The following is a 17859-nucleotide window of genomic DNA, read 5'->3' on the forward strand; positions in this document are numbered from 1 at the left end:
CCGATCACAGGTCCGCGGTCAGGGACAGGTCGATCTCGTCGTCGCTCATCTGCGAGATCAGTTCCAGCAGGCGGCGCTCCACCTCGGCGGCGAGCCGCTCGACGGTGGGGTGTTCGAACAGGTCGCGGACCTGGAAGGGGCAGTCGAAGGCGGTGCGCAGCCGGGAGGCGACGGAGACGGCGCGCAGGGACTGACCGCCGAGGGTGAAGAAGTCGTCGTGGACTCCGACCCGGGGCAGGTCGAGGACCTCGCACCAGATCTGGGCGACGACCGTCTCCGCGGGGGTCCGCGGTGGTACGAGGGCGTGCGGTTCCCGGGCGGCGGGGTCGGGCAGGGCGGCGGTGTCCAACTTGCCCTGGACGGTGAGCGGCAGGGTGTCGAGCAGGACGAACCCGGACGGGACGAGGTAGCGGGGCAGTTGGGCCCGGCAGTGGGTGGCGAGAGCCTCCTCGGAGAGTCCGTCGCCGGTGACGTACCCGATGAGAGCGGGTTCCCCGTGCAGTGCCCGGACCAGGACGGCGGCGCCGCGCACGCCGGGGTGGGCGCGTAGGACGGCCTCCGCCTCGCCGGGTTCCACGCGGAAGCCGCGGATCTTGACCTGGTCGTCGTTGCGGCCGAGGAACTCCAGGTCGCCCGAGGGCAGTCGGCGTACGACGTCACCGGTGCGGTAGAGCCGGCTGCCGGGCTCGCCGTGGAGATCGGGCACGAACCGTTCGGCGGTCAGGGCGGGCCGCTGCAGGTAGCCGTGGGCCAGTTCCGGGCCGCCGATGAGGAGTTCGCCGGGGACTCCGTGCGGGGCGAGCTCGTCGCGGGCGTCGACGACATAGGTGCGGCGTCCGCCCAGGGCGCGGCCGATGGGCACTCGGCCGTCGGGGCGGGCCCGGACGGTGTGCGCGGTCGCGGAGACAACCGTCTCGGTGGGGCCGTAGGTGTTGACGACGGGCACGCCGGGAAGGTGCGCGAACCAGCGGTCCAGGGGGTCGGCGGGCAGTGCTTCCCCGCCGGTCACCAGCAGCCGCAGCGTGGCCAGCCGGGGGGCCAGCGCGTCCAGGCGGGCCACGAGCTCCGCCCAGTAGGAGGGGGTGAGTTCCATGACGGTGACGCCGGTCGCGGCGACCCGGTCGGCGAGTTCCTCCGGCGTCCAGATCTCGTCGGGCCGTACGACGACGCTCGCGCCGACGCTGAGCGCGGGCAGCGTCTGCTCCAAGGAGGCGTCGAAGGAGGTCGAGGCGAAGGTGAGGACCCGGTCGTCGCCGGTCAGCCCGAACAGGTCGCGGGCAGTGGCGACATGGGCGTCCAGGGCGTGGTGCTCGACACCGACCGCCTTGGGCCTGCCGGTGGAGCCCGAGGTGAAGATGACGTAGGCGAGGTCGAGGGGGCGGGGGGTGTGCCGGGGTCCGTCGAGACGGGACGGGGCGGTGTCGGCGCGGATGGTCCGGACGCCGAGCGGGACGACGGTGTCCTCGGTGCGCGCGTCGCACAGCACATGGCGCACGCCCGCCTCCCGGAGCATGTGGCGCAGGCGGTCCGGCGGGAGCTGGGGGTCGAGCGGCACGTGGACGCCTCCCGCGCGCCACACGGCGAGCATGGCGGCGACCGCTTCCGTTCCGCGGCCCAGGCACACGCCGACCCGGTCGGCGGGCATGGCGCCCGCGTCGGTGAGGGCGGCGGCGATGCCCGCGGTGCGGGCGTCGAGTCCGGCGTAGCTGAGGGTGGTGCCCTCGCACACGACGGCGGTCGCGTCGGGGGGTCCCGTCACCGCGAAGGCAGGTGCCCGGCCGACGGTGTGTCCGGCGGCCGAGAGCAGGGCGTCGCGTTCGTCGGGCGAGAGGAGGGGCGCTTCGTCGACGCGGACGTCCGGGCTGGTCAGGAGCGTGTGCAGGACGCGGCCCACGTGACCGGCGAAGCGGGTGGCGGTGGCCGGGTCGAAGAGGTCGGCGGCGTACTCGACGTTGAGGGCGAGGGTGCTGTCCCGGACGACGTAGGTGGCGGTGAGGTCGAACTTGGCCGAGTTCCAGGGCAGGGCGAGGTCGGTGGCGTCCAGGCCTGGGAGCGCGGAGCGGCTGGTGGAGGAGTCCTGGACGTCGACCATGACCTGGAAGAGCGGGTTGCGGGACAGGTCGCGTTCGGGGCGCAGCCGTTCGACGACCTTGTCGAAGGGGACGTCCTGGTGGTCGAAGGCGCCGAGGACGACGTCACGGACGCGGTCCACGAGGGTGCCGAGCCGGGGCCGGCCGGAGAGATCCGTGCGCAGGACGACGGTGTTGACGAAGAAGCCGACGAGGGGCTCCAGTTCGAGGCGTCCGCGCCCGGCGACGGGGGTGCCGACGGCGATGTCGCTCTGTCCGGTCCAGCGGGCCAGGACGGCCTGGGCCGCGGCGAGCAGCACCATGAAGCGGGTGGCGCCGTGGGCGCGGGCGAAGGTGTCGACCCGGTCGAGGAGTCCGGGCGGCAGGGCGACCTCGACGGCGCCGCCGCGCCCGGTGAACGCGGCGGGGCGGGGCCGGTCGGTGGGCAGGTCCAACACCGGGGTGTTCTCAAGTGCCTTTTCCCAGTAGGCGAGTTGGGGTTCGAGGGCGCCGCTGTCGGCACGGTCGCGCTGCCAGACCGCGAAGTCGCCGTACTGCACGGGCAGTTGCGGCAGCCCGGCGGGGCGGCCCTGGGTGCGCGCGTGGTAGTGCTGGGCGAGTTCGTCGAGCAGAACGCCCTTGGACCAGCCGTCGGTGACGGCGTGGTGCAGGGCGATCAGCACGACATGGTCGTCGTCGGCCAGTTCCCACACGCCGGAGCGCAGCAGGGGCGGCCTGGCGAGGTCGAAGCGGCGGGTGGCGAAGGCCGCGGCGGCGGGGCGCAGCGCCTCGACGCGGTCCTGTCCGCCGGAGGCCTCGGACAGCCGCTCCCAGCGGAGCGGCACGCCGACGGGGTCGCACACCTCCTGCACGGGGCGGCCGTCGGTCTCGATGAGGGCGGTGCGCAGGACCTCGTGGCGGGCGACCAGGTCGTCCAGGGCCTGCTGCCAGGCGGAGCGGTCGAGGCCGCCGCGCACCCGCCAGCAGTACCACAGGAGATAGGAGTCGCCCCGGTCGGAGGTGCGGTCCAGGAACCACAGTCGCTCCTGGGCGAAGGACAGCGGCAGCGGCCGGTCGCGGTCGACGGGCACCACCTCGGTGCCGGCGTCAGCACGGGCGGTGGCCACTCGGGGGGCGAACCCGCGGACCGTGGGGTGCTCGAAGACGGTGCGCAGTTCGATCTCGCGGCCCAGTCGCTGGGCGATCCGGGAGACGGCCATGGTGGCGAGCAGGGAGTGGCCGCCGAGGTCGAAGAAGCTGTCGTCGAGTCCGACCCGCTCCCGTCCCAGGACGTCGGCCCATACGTCGGCGACGATCCGCTCGGTCTCGTCGCGCGGCGCGGCATAGGCGGGGCCGGCGTCGGAGCGGGTGTGCTCGGGGTCGGGCAGCGCGGACCGGTCGAGCTTGCCGGAGACGCCGACCGGCAGGGCGTCGAGGACGACGAACTCGGACGGGACGGCGTGGTGCGGGAGGTGGCGGGCGCACCAGGCGCGCAGCTCGGCCCGGTCCGGTGCGGCCGGGGCGTCGGGGGCGGGTACGACGTATCCGGTGAGGCTGCGTCTGGTGGCGCGGTCGGGGCGGGCGGCGGCCTGGGCGACGAGCGGGCAGGCTCGCAGGACGGTCTCGACCTCGCCGAGTTCGATACGGAAGCCGCGGATCTTGACCTGGTCGTCGCGGCGGCCGAGGAACTCCAGGTCCCCGCCGGGGGTCCAGCGTACGAGGTCGCCGGTGCGGTAGAGGCGTCCGCCGGGCAGCCCGTAGGGGTCGGGCACGAAGCGTTCGGCGGTCAGGGCGGGCTGACCGAGGTAGCCGCGTGCCACCTCGGTGCCGCCGATGAGGAGTTCCCCTCCGACGCCCACGGGGACGGGTTCGCCGTCGCCGTCGACGACGTAGACCCGGCGTTCGCCCAGCGGGCGGCCGATCGGCACGGTGTGGGCGGGCGGGTCGTCGGCGTCGTAGGTGGTGGTGGTGACGGTGGTCTCGGTGGGGCCGTAGGCGTTGACGACGCGGACGTGGGGGACGGCGGCGCGCCAGGCGGCGAGGGTGTCGGGCGGGACGGTCTCGCCGCCGAGGACGAGCAGGCGCAGGGTGCCGAGGGCGGCGGCGAGGCGGCGGTCCAGGGAGAGGGTGAGTTCGGCCCAGTAGGTGGGGGGCACGTTGACGACGGTGAGGGCGTGCCGTTGGACGATCTCGGGGACCTGGGTGGGCAGCCAGGGCTCGTCCGGGCGCATGACGACGGTGGCGCCGCCGGTGAGGGCGGGCAGGATCTGGTCGAGGGAGGCGTCGAAGGAGAAGGACGCGAAGGCGAGGACGCGGTCGGCGGCGGTGATGCCGAAGCGTGCGCGGGCGGCGGCGACATGCGAGGCGAGGGCGGCGTGTTCGACGCCGACGGCCTTGGGGTGTCCGGTGGACCCGGAGGTGAAGATGACGTGGGCGAGCTCGCGCGGGTGCGGGTGGTGGCGGGGGCCGTCGGCGGCCGGGGTGACCGTGGTGACGTCGATCCGCGCGGGGGCGAGGCCGTCGGCGGCGGAGGCGGTCGCCGGGTCGCCGAGCACACAGGCGAGGCCGGCTTCCCGGGCCATGAACCGCAGCCGCCCATCGGGGAGTTCGGGGTCGAGGGGCACGTAGACGCCGCCCGCCCGCCAGATCCCTTCGACGGCGGCGACGGACCACGGTCCGCGGCGCAGCAGGACGCCCACGGCGTCGCCCGGTGCGATGCCCGCGCCGGTCAGGGCGGCGGCCAGTCCACCCGTCATGGCGTCGAGTTCGGCGTAGGTGACGGTGTCGTCGCCGCAGCGCAGCGCGGTGGCGCCGGGGCTGCCGCGGAAGGCAAGGGGCGGCGCCGGGGCAGCGGCGTGCTCGGGGGCGCGGTGCCAGTCCGGGCGGGGCCGGGCGAGGGTGCCGGGTCGGGGCGGCAGGGCGCGGGCCAGTTCCCGTACCGGGGTGTCGGGTGCGGCGAGGACGGCCCTCACCAGGGCCACGTACGCCTGGGCGAACACCCGCATGGTGGCGGCGTCGAAGAGGGCGGTGGCGTACTGCAGGAGGGCGGCGATGCTGCCGTCCGCGCGCAGGGTGAGGTCGAGGAAGACGTCCAGCGGGGTCTCGGCGAGCGGCGGTTCGACCAGGGACACCTCCAGGTCCGGCATCCGCATCGGCTGGATCGGAGTGTTGAGGAGGGTGAAGGAGGCCTGTGCGAGGGGGTGGCGGGACAGGTCGCGGGAACCGCCGAGGGCGCCGACGACCAGGTCGAAGGGCGCCTCGGCGTGGGCGAGGTCCACGGGGACGCGACCGCGCACCCGGTCGAGCAGGGTGGTGAAGCCGGGACTCCCGGCGAGGTCGGTGCGCAGGACCACCGTGTTGACGAACGGGCCGATGAGGGCGGCGGTGCCGGGGCGGGCGCGGTCGGCGAGGGTGCTGCACACGGCGATGTCGTCGCGGCCCGCCCAGTGGCCGAGGAGCGCCTGGTAGGCGGTGAGCAGGACCATGTAGCGGGTGGCGCGTCGGGAGCGGGCGAAGCCGTCGACGGCGGCGACCAGGTCGGCGGGGAGGTCGAAACGGACGACGTCCCCGGAGCCGTCCCAGGTGCGCGGGCGGGGCCGGTCGGTGGGCAGGTCGAGCGGGGTGAGGCCGGTGAGCCGTTCGCGCCAGTGGCCGAGCAGGCGCTCCAGACGGGGGCCGCGCAGGCGTTCGGCCTGGGTACGGGCCAGGTCTGAGTAGGCGAGGGCGGGCGCGGCGACGGAGTCGCCGCGGTATCCGGCGGCGAGCTCGTTCAGCAGTACGCCCCACGACCAGCCGTCGACGGCGATGTGGTGCACCTCGACGAGCAGGAGGTGCTCGTCGGGGGCGACGCGGGCGAGGCAGGCGCGGACGGGTGGCTGCGCCGCGAGATCGACGGAGCGTCCCAGGCGGCGAGCGTACAGGTCGTCGGGGCCAGTGGCCTCGATGCGCTCCAGGGCGATGCCGTGCGGGGCGTCGACGACCGGGACGGGTTCGCCGTCGACGGCCGTGAACCGGGTGCGCAGCACCTCGTGCCGGTCGACGATCGCGGACAGGGCCCGGTGCAGCCGTTCCGGGTCGAGCGGGCCGTGCAGCCGCAGGATCAGCGGGAGCATGGAGCCGCTGGAGGAACCGGCGAGCTGGTCCATGAACCACAGCCGGCGCTGCGCGAAGGATGCGATCCGGGTGTCGACGCCGTCCAGGGCCCTCTCGGGGGCCGGTCCTGCTGTCACGTTGAGCCTCCAAGCCGTGTTTTGCAGCAGACTGCCGTCGGCGGACAGGGAGCCCATAGGGAAGAAGACGCAGCACCGCACGCAGAGTGGGCTGCCGGACCGGCTCCGCGCAGGTCGGGGGTCCGTGCCGCGCGGCGGCGAGCCAGGACACTGACGGAGGCTGTTTGGTTCCCCGCGATCCTCTTCCTCGGGTTCCTGACCTGTTTCGCCCCAGCCACCGGCCCTGCACGCGCCCGCGCCGCACCACGCGCCCGCGGCGGTGGCCGGTCCGGACGCGGCCCACGAGGTGGCCGCGCTGCCCCCACGCCCGCCGGGCCGTGCGCGACCGTACGGCGAAAGACGCCGGTGCCGACCGCGCTCCCCGTCCACCCGCACCACTCCGGGGAGTCGGCGCCCGATCTCATGGGCACCGGGCGGGAAACCGAAGGCCGGTCGCGCCCTCCTGCACCGCGTTGCTTCAGCACGCAGCCGCCGCCCAGGACCTCTTTCGCGACGTCCTGAAACCGACTGCCGACTTCGCCAGGAGCACGCACAGCACGGCCCTCGCCGGAAGCGGCCTCCTGGGGCTCCTCGCCATGGCGACGTCCGTGTCGGGCCGTGCAGCACCGCACTTCGCCGAAACCGCGGAATGCGCCCTGGCCCTGCCACGGTCCTCCCACCCGGCCGACCGGACCTACCCCAAGGACTCGCCCTACGACTGGCTCGTCTGCCTGGCGCCGAAGTCCACCGCGTACGAGCGGATCAAGGTGACGAAGTAGACCTAGGGGGTGTCTTCACCGTCCTGTGCGGTGTCCGCGGTGTCCGCGTGCACCCGGTGTGCCGGGCGAAGGCTCTCGTGGCGGAGCAACTCGGGCCTTGTCCGGTGCGGCGAGAGTGCGTGCCAGGCGCCGCGACGCAGAGGGGAGTGTGACGACAGGCCCTAGCTCTGGCCGGGCCGGTCCCCCCGGTGCCGGGAGCCCGGCAGCATCTCCTGCACCTTCGCCTTGATGCCCTGGCGGAGCATGCCCGCGGTGTCGCTGTCGCCCTTGAGGACGGACTCGGCGGCGGCCTCGATCTGGTCGAAGGTGGCGTGCGGCGGGATGGGCGGCACCGCGGGGTCGGTGCGGAAGTCCAGGACGAAGGGATGCCGGGCCGCGAGCGCCTGCCGCCAGGCGCCGGCCACCTCGGCGGGCTTCTCCACCCGCAGGCCGCCGAGCCCGAGGGAGCGGGCGAAGTCCGCGTAGGCCACGTCCGGCAGGGCCTGCGAGGGCAGGAACTGCGGAGCGCCCGACACGGCGCGCATCTCCCAGGTGACCTGGTTGAGGTCGCCGTTGTTCAGCACGCAGACGATCAGCTGCGGATTCTCCCACTCCTGCCAGTACTTGGCGACGGTGATCAGCTCGGCCATGCCGTTCATCTGCATCGCCCCGTCGCCGACCAGCGCGATCGCGGGCCGCCCCGGGTGGGCGAACTTGGCCCCGATCACATACGGCACGCCCGGACCCATGGTGGCCAGGGTGCCCGAGAGCGAGCCGCGCATGTTCCCGCGCAGCCGCAGGTGCCGCGCGTACCAGTTCGCGGACGAGCCGGAGTCGGCGGTGACGATCACCTCGTCGGGCAGCAGCTCGTCCAGCGCGTGCACCACGTACTCGGGGTTGACCGGTTCGGCGTCGACCGCGGCGCGCCGCTGCATCACCTCCCACCAGCGGGCGGTGTCCTTCTCGATCTTCTTGCGCCACTTGCCGTGCTTCTTGCGCCCCAGCTGCGGCAGGAGCCGCCGCAGTGTCTCGCGCGCGTCACCCACCAGGTTGACCTCGAAGGGGTAACGCAGGCCGACCATGTGCGGGTCGATGTCGATCTGCACGGCGCGCGCCTGATCGAACGGCGGCAGGAACTGGCTGTACGGGAAGCTCGATCCGATGACCAGGAGCGTGTCGCAGTCCCGCATCAGCTCGTACGAGGGCCGGGTGCCCAGCAGCCCGATCGAGCCGGTCACATAGGGCAGGTCGTCGGGCAGGGCGTCCTTGCCGAGCAGGGCCTTGGCCACGCCCGCGCCGAGCAGTTCGGCGAGTTCCTCGACCTCCTCGCGCGCGCCGCGCGCCCCCTGCCCGATCAGGACGGCCACCTTCTCCCCCTCGTTGAGGACGGCGGCTGCCCGGGTGAGGTCCTCCTCGGCGGGCACCGGCGCGTAGGAGGGCAGGCCGAGGCTGGAGGGCACCATCTTGAATGCGTGCCGGGGCGGTTCGTACTCCAGCTCCTGCACATCGGCGGGGATGACGACGGCGGTCACCGTGCGGCGGGTCAGGGCGGTGCGCAGCGCCCGGTCCAGGACGTTCGGCAGCTGCTCGGGCACGGTCACCATCTCGCAGAAGTCGGAGGCGACGTCCTTGTACAGGCTCAGCAGGTCCACCTCCTGCTGGTAGGAGCCGCCCATCGCGGTGCGGTCGGTCTGGCCGAGGATCGCCACCACGGGCACATGGTCCAGCTTGGCGTCGTACAACCCGTTGAGCAGGTGGATCGCGCCCGGCCCCGAGGTGGCCGCGCAGACGCCGACCCGGCCGGAGAACTTGGCGTAGCCGACCGCCTCGAAGGCGGACATCTCCTCATGCCGGGCCTGGATGAACCGCGGCCGGTCGTCCGCCCGTTCCCAGGCGGCGAGGAGTCCGTTGATTCCGTCCCCGGCATAGCCGAAGACATGCTCGACGTCCCAGTCGCGCAGACGCTGCAGTACGAAGTCGGAGACCTTCGTCGACACGGGGTGGCCTTCCTTTCGATCGGTCGGTCGGTCGGTCAGGCGGAGTGGGTGGACGGGCGCGGGAATACGCGGGAGGGAATGCACGAAGAAGAATCGAGCCTGCCAAAGGACAGTGAGGCCACCGCCCCACACGGGGCCCTTCGCACAAGCTAAGCCGCGCGGACGAAAGCCTCCGTCATATCCCTCCGGGACACCGCATGGTGCCCTGACGGGTTCACCGGCCCGGCCTTCTCAAACACGGCCGGGTGAGGAGAGGGCCGGGGCGGCGATCCCAGTCGGACGTACGAGGTGGGGCGTACGCGGTCGGGTCGCGCACCCCACCTCGGCATGAGACAAGAGGGGACAGGAGTCCCCGGACCGTACGGCGACGGTTGGACCGCGGCAGTCGGGGCAACTCGCGGCAGCAGGACAGCAGGAACGGAGTCCGTGACGATGAGCGGCAAACACAAGGACGGCGACAGCGGCGCGGAGGAAGTGCGCAAGGAGATCGAGGACGCCGAGACCCGGGTGGGCGTCGAGGACGACGAGGAGCAGCGCCGCCACGACGGCGAAGCGGGCGACGCCACCAGCCCGAACCCCGGTGCCCAGCAATCCGCCCACGAAGAGGACCGCCGACCACGATCCGAGCACGACTGACTCAGGCACGGCGCGGCTTCGCCATCCCCGTCCCGCGCCATCTGACCGCCCGGCGTGCGCGGGCACGCCAGGAGACGTGGGGCACCGAGCTCGCCCGCCGCACCCGGGTGGACGATCTGCCCGAGGCGGACGAGGTGCGGCGCTTCTCTCCGTTCGTCCGCTTCGCCGGGGGCCTCGCCGGGCGCGAGTCGCGCCGGCAGGGGCGGGCGGTCCCGAACGACGCCCTGCTGCTCAAGGTCTACGAGTACCGCCACGACCCCGCCCGGTGGGCCGATCCGTATGACTTCGACCCGGGGCGCTTCGGCGGACGGCAGCCGGGGCCGGACGCGAGGCGTAGGGGCGACTGCGACCTAGTGCTCCAGCCGTGGATCGCAATCTGGCATGGCGTCATCCACCTTGAATCGGCTGCCGAGGATGCCGGCCGGGCGCATCGGCATGTTCCGGATCTCCTGCTTGTTCAGCGGAGGCCCCAGTCGGGTCGGCTTCACGGCCGGGTGTGCTGCTCGGCGGCGTCGAACGCGGGCGCGAGCGGGGCCAGCGCCGCGCGGAGCCGGTCGGGCAGTGAGCCGGAGGGCAGGACCAGTCCTGCGGCGGTGTGCCTCTCGGCGGTCTCTGCGCTCTGCACCGGCCGGAGCCAGCCCTCCAGCGCGATGCGCACTGCCGCGGCCACGCTGGCCGCGAGGACGCGGGCCGTGTGTGCTTCGGCGTCGGCCAGGCGTTCGGCGAGTACCGCCGTGAGAGGGGGCTCGATACCGGCGGCGGCTTCGAGGAACGCGTCGCGCAGCGCGGTCTGGGCGGTGATCAGCAGCAGCGCCTTCTGCTCGCGCTCGCCGGTGTTGGTGTACTGCGCGACCACTGCTTCGGTGACGGCGTCGGCCAGGCGCACTTCCGCGGGCCGGGCCGCGACCGCCGCCGCGATACGCGCCTCCCGGTCCGCGGTGACGGCGGAGACGATCGCCTGCTCCCGGCTGGCGAAGTAGTTGTTGTACGTGCGCGGCGAGACCCCGGCCGCTTCGGCGATGTCCTCCACCCGCACCCGGTCGGGTCCGTGCTCCACGGCAAGGCGCAGTGCCGCCTCACGCAGCGCCTCGCGGGTGGCCTGCTTCTTCCGCTCCCGCAGCCCTGGCCGTGGTGTCGTCACGGCGTCAGCGTTCCACACAGGACTGCGTACGCGCAAAGTTGCGTACACGTAAATTTGCGTGCACGCACTTTTCCTGCCAGTCTCGACCCGCCCGAGACCGGCAGAGAGGACACCACCGTGCGAGCAAGAGGAATGACCTACGACACCGGATTCGTCCTGCACGGCCGGACATCCCGCGAGCACTTCGACCCCGCGGTGGTCCGGCGCGAACTCGCCGTCATCCGCGACGACCTCCACTGCAACGCGGTCCAGATCATCGGCGGCGACCCGGACCGACTGGAGGCGGCCGCCCGCGCCGCCGCCGAGTTGGGCCTGGAGGTCTGGTTCTCGCCCTATCCGCTGGAGCTGGATCCGGACCAGATCCTCACGCTCTTCCGCGACTGCGCCGAGCGAGCGGAACGGCTCCGGCAACAGGGGGCCGCAGTCGTGTTCGTCGCGGGGGTCGAACTGAGCGTGATGAACCGCGGGTTCCTCTCCGGAGAGAGCCCCGAGGAGCGGGTCGAGCAGCTGATGAGCCGAGGCGAGCATCGGGCCGAGGCGATGCGCGAACTCGGCGTGCGCATGAACGCGTTCCTCCATGACGCCGCGGCCGCGGTCCGCGAGAGCTTCCACGGCGAACTCACCTACGCGTCCATCCAGTTCGAGCAGGTCGACTGGACCCCCTTCGACATCGTGACGTTCGAGCTGATCCGCTCCGCCGAGGTCGCCGACGGGTTCCGGGACGCGGTGCGCACCCTGGCCCAGGGCCCGAAGCCGCTCGCCGTCACCGGGTTCGGCACCGCCGCCTACCGCGGCGCGGGAGACCGCGGGGGACGGGTGCTGGACGTGGTCGAGCACGACCCGAAGACCAAGGCCCCACTACGGCTGAACGGCACATACGAGCGCGACGAGGCGGGCCAGGCCGCGTATCTGAGCGAACTGCTGGAGATCTTCGAGACCGAGGGCGTGGACAGCGCGTTCGTGTTCCTGTTCGCCCTGCCCGGCTACCCGCACCGCCCGGACGGCGCCCCCAGGGACGACCTGGACCGGGCCGGCCTGGGCATCGTCAAACTCCTCGAAGGGCGCCGGGGACAGACCTACCCCGACATGGAATGGGAACCCAAGGCCGCCTTCACGGCAGTGGCACAGCGGTACCGGAGGTGACAGGCTCCGCGCACGGTGGCCAGCGGGGCGGCGTACCAGACGGGCGGTAGTGGAGCCTTTGGACGCCCTCACCAGACTTCCGGCCCCATCACGCGGCACGAACGTGAAATAGCCGAACGGTCATTCGCACAGGTCAGCGACCATCAACCGCCCAGCGCTGCAGGTCACCGCACTCGCTGGCCTCTTTCGCGGCATCTGATCCGGGCGTCACCGCCGCGACCCTCTCCGCCCCGCCGCCCAGCGGGCCGGAGAGGGGCGCGGCGCCATGTCCGGGACTCCTCCGGGCCGTTGAACCCGCGGCGGGCTACAGCAAGGGGCAGTGCCTCCGCGGCGGGAACCCGGGATCGGAACGGCGTATGGCCGCGGTGTAACGCGCCCGGGGACGGTCACGCGTGCTCGGGGCATTTGCGGGGCTTCTTGTTGCGGGCGGTTGGCAGTGCCGTGATGACTACGTACAACTCTTGAGCCGTCACCGGGAGTTGCGAAGCATGACATGTACGCGACCGCCACAGGGGTGGCCGCGACGCTCCTTCCCCCCTCACTCCCGAGACAGGAGACCCCTCACATGTCTGCTTTCCAGCGGTCCGGCAAGCGCTGGTTCGGTGTGACCGTGGCGACCGCGGTCGCCCTCACCGCGGGTTCCACGATCGCCGCCCTGCCCGCCGGCGCGGCCCCCGCCGAGGGCACCGTGCTCGGCGCGGGCGCGCCCGGTGCGATCAAGGGACAGTTCGTCGTCCTGCTCGACGGCAAGGCCGGTGTCACCGCGAAGAAGGACATCGCCAAGAAGTACGGCGGCGAACTCGGCCGCAGCTTCGCCTCGATCAACGGCTTCTCGGCCGAGGGCCTCAGCGGCGCCGAGGCCCGGAGACTGGCCGCCGACCCGGCCGTCGACAAGGTGGTCCAGAGCAAGACCTTCACCATCGCCGCCACCCAGCCCTCCCCGCCGTCCTGGGGCCTGGACCGCGTGGACCAGAGCGACCTGCCCCTGAACGACGCCTACACCTACCCCGACTCCGCGGGCGAGGGCGTCACCGCGTACGTCATCGACACCGGTGTGCGCACCACCCACAGCGACTTCGAGGGCCGCGCCTCCTCCGGCTACGACGCGGTCGACGGGGACGACGACGCCTCGGACGGCCACGGCCACGGCACGCATGTCGCCGGCACCCTCGCCGGGGCGGCCCACGGTGTGGCCAAGAAGGCTCAGGTCGTCGGCGTGCGGGTGCTCGACGACAACGGTTCAGGGACCACCGAGCAGGTCGTCGCGGGCATCGACTGGGTGACCCAGAACCACCAGGGCCCCTCGGTCGCCAACCTGAGCCTGGGCGGCGGCGCCGACGAGGCCATCGACACCGCGGTCCGCGAGGCCGTCGCCTCCGGCGTGACGGTGGCCGTCGCCGCGGGCAACTCCGCCGACGACGCCGCCGACTACTCCCCGGCCCGGGTGTCGGAGGCACTGACCGTCGCGGCCAGTGACGACGCGGACGGCCAGGCCTACTTCTCCAACTACGGCAGCTCGGTGGACCTGTACGCGCCGGGCGTGGACATCGTCTCCGACTTCAACACCGGTGACGACGCCACCACCACGTACTCCGGCACCTCGCAGGCCACCCCGCACGTGGCCGGTGCCGCCGCCGTCTACCTGGCCGGCCACCCGGAGGCCACCCCGGAGGAGGTCGCCACCGCGCTCGGTGACGCCGCCGCGGCCGACCGCATCACCGACCCGGGCGAGGGCACCCCGAACAAGCTGGTCCAGATCACCGAGTAGGAGCCCGCGCCGAAACGGGCAGACCGCTCACCGCTGCCGCACCTGTTCTGACGTACGAGTCGGGACGAGTGCGGCAGCGGTGCTGTCCGGGACCGCCCGGCGCCGGGGGTCATTCGGCGGGCCGATCTCCCCCATGGCGAACTCCATGTGCCATTTGCCCAATTCGGGGTACGCGGGAGCCGCTTCGCCATTTCTAAAAGTTCCGTGTGTTTGCTTCTGTTTCCGCAGCTCACCGAAGTGCCTAATTGGTCTAGACCACTAACGAGCCGGAAGCCCCTTTACCGCACCCTCGTTTCATGGCTCACTATGACGTGTCCGCCTCAAGTAGACGCGCGTAGACCGCAGTTGGAGTGCGGGAAGCGCGCGGCGGTCCGCTTGAGGAGGATGCGCCCCATCTGCTCGCCCATGCGTTCCGCCCACTCGGCCGTGCGCGCCAACGAGGGTCCCGCCCCCGTGCCGCGTGCTCCACAGATGCGCCAGGAGGCAGCGTTGCTCCCGACCGAGTCCTGCTTTTCCCGGTCGCTCGTCCACGGCAATACACCGTTCGCCTACGGCAATACAGCGGTGGCGGCGCCATGAGCAGCATTTCCGGAAATGTGGGCAAGGGGCGATTTCCACGGCATCCGGGACCATCCGCTCGCGACGGCGGAAGAAACCCCTGAGCCCTTTTGTCCGCCGCGTTCCGCTCCCTGGGGCGCGGCAGGCGCCACCGCACCGAAGGATCACCGACCACCACTGCATCTCACCCCTCGATCAGCAGGAGGAAGCCTTGTTCTCCCGAATCCTTTCCGCGAAGTCCGTGCAGCGAAGACTCACTGTGGCCGGTGTGCTTGGCGCGAGCGTGGCCATGACCCTCAGCATGACCTCGGGCACCGCCTCCTCGGCGCCGCTGCCCGACGACAACCCGGTGCCGGTGGGCCAGGGCTACATGGGTGTCGGCTACACGCAGGACAGCAAGGACTTCAAGCCCGACACCCAGGGTGCCCTCAAGGGCGCCCCGGGCACGGACCTCCTGGCGAACCCGGCGGGCATCGACGTCTCGCACTACCAGGGCGGGATCAACTGGGGCTCGGTCCGCAACGCGGGCATCGAGTTCGCCTGGATCAAGGCGACCGAGGGCACCACGTACAAGGACCCGCAGTTCAGCGCCAACTACAGCGGCGCCTACAACGCGAAGGTGATCCGGGGCGCGTACCACTTCGCGCGGCCCGACTCCTCCAGCGGTGCGGCGCAGGCGAACTTCTTCGCCAGCAACGGCGGCGCCTGGTCCCGCGACAACCTCACGCTCCCGGGCGTGCTGGACATCGAGGGCAGCTGCTACGGCAAGACGCCCGCCGCGATGCAGTCGTGGATCCTCGACTTCTACAACACGTACAAGGCCAGGACGGGCCGCGACGTGGTGATCTACACCAGCCCGAGCTGGTGGAACTCCTGCACCGGCGGCTGGAGCGGCATGAAGGCCAAGAGCCCGCTGTGGACGGCTCACTGGACCTCCGCGGGCAGCCCGAGCATCCCGAACGGGTTCTCGTCCTGGACGATCTGGCAGTACACCTCCACGGGCTCGGTGTCCGGTGTCTCCGGGAACGTCGACCGGGACCGCTTCAACGGCGACCGCTCGCGCCTGCTCGCCCTGGCGAACAACACCGCGTGACGGCTGTCTGATCGGCTCCCTGGCGGAGCGGGCCGGTGTGGGCCCGCTCCGCCAGTGTCTTTCCGGTGCCCGCGGGCACCCCCGTACCTCCCGCACCCCGTATCTCCCCCACCTTCGGATCCCCCACGGGCCGGGCCCCGACCGGCCGTTCGCGAAAGAGAGATGGTCATGAGCTCCGCACAGCAGCCCCTCAGCCGACGCGGCGCTCTGCTCGCCGGGACGGCCGCCCTCGCCGCCGGTCTCGGACTGGCGGACCGCTCGGCCGCGGCCGGACGCCCCGACCCCGCGCGACTGTCGGCACTCACCCCGGAGCAGCGCGCCGGTCAGCGCGTCGTCTACTCGTACCCGGGGCTCACGCCCCCGGCCTCGCTGCTCTCGGCGATCCGGGCGGGCCGCGCGGCCGGGGTGATCTTCTTCACCGAGAACGTGGAGAGCCTCGACCAGATCGCGGATGTCGTCCGGGAGCTGAACGAGGCGAACGCCTCCGCCCCCGTGAAGGCCCCGCTGCTGCTGATGACCGACCAGGAGGGCGGCATGGTGCGCCGTCTGCCGGGTGCGCCGGTGGCCTCCGCCAAGGACGTCGGCACCTCCGCGGACGCCGAGTTCCAGGCGACCTTCACCGGGACCGGCGCGGGCGAGAACCTCGCGGGCGTCGGCATGAACGTCAACCTCGCCCCGGTCCTCGACGTGTACCGCAAGGAGGGCGACTTCACCGACCAGTACGAGCGCTCGTACAGCAAGGACCCGCAGGCGGTGGGCGTGCTCGGCTCGGCCTTCGTGACCGCGCAGCAGGACGCGGGAGTCGCGGCCACCGCCAAGCACTTCCCCGGACTCGGCCCCGCCACGGCGAGCCAGAACACCGACCAGCGGCCGGTCACCCTCTCCACCTCCGCCGCCACCCTGCGGAGCGTCGACGAGGCGCCCTACCGGGCGGCGATCTCCGCGGGCGTCAAGCTGGTCATGCTCTCCTGGGCGCTCTATCCGGCGCTGGACGCCGAGCTGCCCGCCGGTCTGTCCCCCACCGTGGTCGGCGAGTTGCGCGACCGGCTCGGCTTCACCGGTGTGACCGTCACGGACGCCCTGGAGGCCGGAGCCCTCGCGGACTTCGGCGGGGTGGCCGAGCGTGCGGTGGCGGCCGCCGGGGCCGGGATGGACCTGATCCTGTGCTCGGCCCGAGATGTCGGCCAGGGCGAGGACGCGGTGGACGCGCTGGCCGGCGCCCTCGCGGACGGCACGCTCGACGGGGCCGGCTTCGACGCGGGCGCCGCACGCGTCCGCACCCTCCGCGAGGGCCTCGCCTGAGGGCCCGGCACCGGCAGGGGGCATGACCGGCGGGAACGTTAGGGTCGGGGGTGCCCCCGGCGGCGGCCGACCGGCCACCGGCGTACGTTCCCGTTCGCGGGCGCTCCGCCCTCCGCCGCGCCCGCCGCCCAGAACGCCGAGGAACACCGCCGTGTCCGATGCCGCCGCCCCCGCCCGTACGCAGAGCACGAGCAGCGCCGGGGGCGCCGCGGGCGCGGGCGGTTCGGTCGCGCCCGCCGGGCCCTCCTGCGCCGTGCCGTCCTCCGCCGGGCGGTTCCGCGAGGTGATCGACCGTATCGCCGGGGAGATGGCGCGGCTCACCGACCGCGGCAGCCCCGCCGACTACATCCCGGCCCTGGCCGGTGCCGACCCCGGCTGCTTCGGCATGGCGGTCGCGGAGCCGGACGGCACGGTCTACGGCGCCGGGGACTGGCGGCGGCCCTTCTCCGCGCAGTCCCTGACCAAGGTCTTCGCGCTCGCACTCGTACTCTCCCTGGAAGGCGAGAGCCTGTGGCGGCGCGTGGGGCGCGAGCCCTCCGGCAACCCCTTCAACTCCCTGGTGCAGCTGGAGTACGAGAACGGCATCCCGCGCAATCCCTTCATCAACGCCGGTGCCCTGGTGGTCACCGACCGGCTCCAGTCGCTGACCGGGAACGCGGCGGAGCGGGTGCGGGAGTTGCTGCGGGTCGAGAGCGGCAACGCCGGGATCGACTTCGTGCCGGAGATCGCCGCCTCCGAGGCGGCGCACGGCGACCGCAACGCCGCCCTCGCCCACTTCATGGCCGCCTACGGCAACATCACCACCCCGGTACCCGAGTTGCTCACCGCCTACTTCCGGCAGTGCTCCCTGGAGGCGTCCTGCGCGGACCTGGCCCTCGCCGGGTCCTTCCTCGCCCGGCACGGCGTCCGCGCCGACGGTTCGGCCCTGCTGACCCGCAGCCAGGCCAAGCAGGTCAACGCGGTGATGCTGACCTGCGGTACCTACGACGCGGCCGGGGAGTTCGCCTACCGGGTGGGGCTGCCGGGCAAGAGCGGGGTCGGCGGCGGGATCATCGCCGTGGTGCCCGGGGTGTGCACCCTGTGCGTATGGAGCCCGGGGCTCGACCGGCGCGGCAACTCGGTGGCCGGGGTCTCGGCCCTGGACAGGTTCACGACGCTCACCGGGCTGTCCGTCTTCTGAGCCTTC

At 72.7% G+C, this 17859-nt stretch carries 10 protein-coding genes; 7 read left to right on the forward strand and 3 right to left on the reverse strand.

Features of this window, described 5'->3' with window-relative positions; genetic code table 11:
* Positions 1-4 precede the first annotated feature (4 nt).
* Positions 5-6298: a non-ribosomal peptide synthetase gene (locus HFV08_RS29335; RefSeq protein WP_168543613.1), complete on the reverse strand. Its 6294-nt coding sequence runs from the start codon at positions 6296-6298 to the stop codon at positions 5-7.
* A gap of 452 nt (positions 6299-6750) precedes the next feature.
* On the opposite strand from HFV08_RS29335, the gene HFV08_RS29340 reads away from it, so the two are divergent.
* The gene (locus tag HFV08_RS29340) at positions 6751-7056 is read left to right on the forward strand and encodes a hypothetical protein (RefSeq protein ID WP_168543587.1); all 306 of its coding nucleotides are present in this window, start codon (positions 6751-6753) and stop codon (positions 7054-7056) included.
* A 161-nt stretch (positions 7057-7217) separates the two neighbouring features.
* Here the strand turns inward: HFV08_RS29340 and HFV08_RS29345 are convergent, their stop codons facing one another.
* The gene (locus tag HFV08_RS29345) at positions 7218-9032 is read right to left on the reverse strand and encodes a thiamine pyrophosphate-requiring protein (RefSeq protein ID WP_168543614.1); all 1815 of its coding nucleotides are present in this window, start codon (positions 9030-9032) and stop codon (positions 7218-7220) included.
* Positions 9033-9464: 432 nt separating this feature from the next.
* Between HFV08_RS29345 and HFV08_RS29350 the strand changes: the two genes are divergently transcribed.
* The gene (locus HFV08_RS29350; protein ID WP_168543615.1) at positions 9465-9668 is read left to right on the forward strand and encodes a hypothetical protein; all 204 of its coding nucleotides are present in this window, start codon (positions 9465-9467) and stop codon (positions 9666-9668) included.
* A 484-nt stretch (positions 9669-10152) separates the two neighbouring features.
* Here the strand turns inward: HFV08_RS29350 and HFV08_RS29355 are convergent, their stop codons facing one another.
* Positions 10153-10809 carry a TetR/AcrR family transcriptional regulator gene (locus HFV08_RS29355; protein WP_168543616.1) on the reverse strand — a complete coding sequence of 219 codons (657 nt, stop codon included), beginning with the start codon at positions 10807-10809 and terminating at the stop codon, positions 10153-10155.
* A 132-nt stretch (positions 10810-10941) separates the two neighbouring features.
* Here HFV08_RS29355 and HFV08_RS29360 point away from each other — a divergent pair, with 132 nt between their 5' ends.
* The 5 genes from HFV08_RS29360 (at position 10942) to HFV08_RS29380 (ending at position 17853) form a co-directional block, all read left to right on the forward strand.
* Entirely contained in the window at positions 10942-11952 is a 1011-nt protein-coding gene (locus HFV08_RS29360; protein WP_168543627.1) for a hypothetical protein, read from the forward strand.
* 565 nt (positions 11953-12517) lie between these two features.
* Positions 12518-13720, forward strand: coding sequence for a S8 family peptidase (locus tag HFV08_RS29365; protein ID WP_168543617.1), 1203 nt, complete (start codon positions 12518-12520; stop codon positions 13718-13720).
* An 847-nt stretch (positions 13721-14567) separates the two neighbouring features.
* Positions 14568-15371, forward strand: coding sequence for a GH25 family lysozyme (locus HFV08_RS29370; RefSeq protein ID WP_168543628.1), 804 nt, complete (start codon positions 14568-14570; stop codon positions 15369-15371).
* A 168-nt stretch (positions 15372-15539) separates the two neighbouring features.
* Positions 15540-16673, forward strand: coding sequence for a glycoside hydrolase family 3 N-terminal domain-containing protein (locus HFV08_RS29375; protein ID WP_168543618.1), 1134 nt, complete (start codon positions 15540-15542; stop codon positions 16671-16673).
* A 307-nt stretch (positions 16674-16980) separates the two neighbouring features.
* Positions 16981-17853 (forward strand): glutaminase, encoded by an 873-nt coding sequence (locus HFV08_RS29380; protein WP_210430937.1) that lies wholly within the window; start codon positions 16981-16983, stop codon positions 17851-17853.
* Positions 17854-17859: the final 6 nt, after the last annotated feature.

This window comes from Streptomyces physcomitrii, assembly GCF_012273655.1.
GTDB classification, from domain to species: Bacteria; Actinomycetota; Actinomycetes; order Streptomycetales; family Streptomycetaceae; genus Streptomyces; species Streptomyces physcomitrii.

What these genes read in the sequence shown, in the direction of transcription:
- HFV08_RS29350 (WP_168543615.1), top strand. Translation starts at nt 9,465, where the DNA reads ATGAGCGGCAAACACAAGGACGGCGACAGCGGCGCGGAGGAAGTGCGC.
- HFV08_RS29360 (WP_168543627.1), top strand. Translation starts at nt 10,942, where the DNA reads ATGACCTACGACACCGGATTCGTCCTGCACGGCCGGACATCCCGCGAG.
- HFV08_RS29365 (WP_168543617.1), top strand. Translation starts at nt 12,518, where the DNA reads ATGTCTGCTTTCCAGCGGTCCGGCAAGCGCTGGTTCGGTGTGACCGTG.
- HFV08_RS29370 (WP_168543628.1), top strand. Translation starts at nt 14,568, where the DNA reads ATGACCCTCAGCATGACCTCGGGCACCGCCTCCTCGGCGCCGCTGCCC.
- HFV08_RS29375 (WP_168543618.1), top strand. Translation starts at nt 15,540, where the DNA reads ATGAGCTCCGCACAGCAGCCCCTCAGCCGACGCGGCGCTCTGCTCGCC.
- HFV08_RS29380 (WP_210430937.1), top strand. Translation starts at nt 16,981, where the DNA reads ATGGCGCGGCTCACCGACCGCGGCAGCCCCGCCGACTACATCCCGGCC.